At 70.6% G+C, this 1,969-nt stretch carries 1 protein-coding gene; it reads right to left on the bottom strand.

Annotation, left to right across the window (positions count from 1 at the left end; translation table 11 throughout):
* Nucleotides 1-83: 83 nt before the first annotated feature.
* Nucleotides 84-1,442, bottom strand: a complete 1,359-nt coding sequence (gene gabT / locus ITI46_RS34300; RefSeq protein ID WP_209243953.1) for a 4-aminobutyrate--2-oxoglutarate transaminase — start codon at nucleotides 1,440-1,442, stop codon at nucleotides 84-86.
* Between the last annotated feature and the right edge of the window lie 527 nt (nucleotides 1,443-1,969).

Here is a 1,969-nt window from a genome sequence, read left to right as displayed (position 1 = left end):
GGGGCGCCCGCACTTCGCTCAGACCTCGCACAGGTTGCGACAGGTGCGACAGGGGTTATGGTCCCCGTCGCGCCGCTGGAGGGTCACAGACCGGTGACGGCCTCTTCCAGGACGTCGAGGCCCTCGTTGAGCAGGTCCTCGCCGATGACCAGCGGCGGCAGGAAGCGCACGACGTTGCCGTAGGTGCCCGTCGTCAGGACCAGCAGGCCCTGCTGGTGGCACGCCTTGGCGAGCGCGGCGGTGGCCTCCGGGTTGGGCTCCTTCCCGCCCGGCTTCACCAGCTCGATGGCGAGCATGGCGCCCCGGCCGCGGACATCGCCGATGATGTCGGACTTCTCCGCCAGCTTCTCCAGCCGCGGCTTCATGATCTCCTCGATGCGCCGGGCCTTGGCGGGCAGGTCAAGCTCGCGCATGGTCTCGATGGAGCCGAGCGCCGCGGCGCAGGCCACCGGGTTGCCGCCGTAAGTGCCGCCCAGGCCGCCGCTGTGCGCGGAGTCCATGATGTCGGCCCGGCCGGTGACGGCGGCGAGCGGCAGGCCGCCCGCGATGCCCTTCGCGGTGGTGATCAGGTCCGGGACGAGCCCCTCGTCCTCACAGGCGAACCACTGGCCCGTACGGCAGAAGCCGGACTGGATCTCGTCCGCGACGAAGACGATCCCGTTGTCCCGCGCGAACTGCTGGATGCGCGGCAGGAAGCCCTTCGCCGGAACGATGAACCCGCCCTCGCCCAGCACCGGTTCGATGATGATGGCCGCGACGTTGTCCGGGCCGATCTGCTTGGTGATCTGGTCGATCGCCTGGGCCGCGGCCTCCTCGGCGCAGTTCTCCGGGCCGGTCAGCCAGCGGTAGGGGTAGGCGACCGGGACGCGGTACACCTCGGGGGCGAACGGGCCGAAGCTGTGCTTGTACGGCATGTTCTTGGAGGTGAGCGCCATCGTCAGGTTGGTGCGGCCGTGGTAGCCGTGGTCGAAGACCACGACGGCCTGGCGGCCGGTGTGCGCGCGGGCGATCTTGACGGCGTTCTCGACCGCCTCGGCGCCCGAGTTGAACAGCGCGCTCTTCTTGTCGTGATCGCCCGGCGTGACCTTGGCCAGCTCCTCACAGACCCGTACATACGGCTCGTAGGGAACGACCATCGCACAGGTGTGGGTGAAGTCGTTGAGCTGCTCGGTCGCGCGGCGTACCACGGCCTCCGCGCTGTTGCCGACGGAGGTCACGGCGATGCCGGAGCCGAAGTCGATGAAGGAGTTGCCGTCCACGTCCTCCAGGACGCCGCCGCCGGCCCGCCGTGCGAAGACCGGCAGCACCGTCCCGATGCCGTTGGCGACCGATGCCTGCTTGCGGGCCATCAGCTCCTGCGACTTGGGCCCGGGGACGGCGGTGACGACACGCCGCTCCTGGGGGAGGGCAGGCCCTCCGGACAGTTCCGTCTTTCCGGTCATAGCGCTCTCCTCGGGAGGAACGGGGGTCTGGCTCTTCGCAGGCTAGGGGCCCGCGCGCGGCCGACACATGCGCCGCTCCGGAGAAGTACGGTCCGCGTGTTGGCCACCACGGACATAGGCGGCTGCGCAGCTCGTTGGCCCGGGCCTCGGCCTTTCCGCGCCCATCGACCCGGGGCCTCGGCTTTTCCGTGCACATCGACCCGGGACCCTTGGCTTTTGCGCGCACGTCGACCTGGGCCCTCGGCTTTTCCGGGCCCGCGCCGCCTCGGCTCCGTCGCATCCCGGGGTGCGGGACCCGGCCATGGGCCAACTGACGTGGTCGGCCGCTAGATTGGGTGCAGGAGGGTGCCGGTCCGGCAGGACCGGCGTGTCGGGGCGTCAGGGCGTCGGGGCGTTAGGGAGCTGAGGCAGCACATGGACATGGGGCTTCCCCACCGGAAGCAGGGCACAGGCAGCACACACCACACTGCCGCCGACCCCACCAGCCAACCCCCGACGCGGCCGACGCCCGCCATGCCGTCCGCCTC

It is taken from the genome of Streptomyces oryzae (assembly GCF_017676365.1).
Classification (GTDB): domain Bacteria; phylum Actinomycetota; class Actinomycetes; order Streptomycetales; family Streptomycetaceae; genus Streptomyces; species Streptomyces oryzae.
Note: the sequence above shows the minus strand (reverse complement) of the source record. Positions and strands in the feature narration are given on the sequence as shown.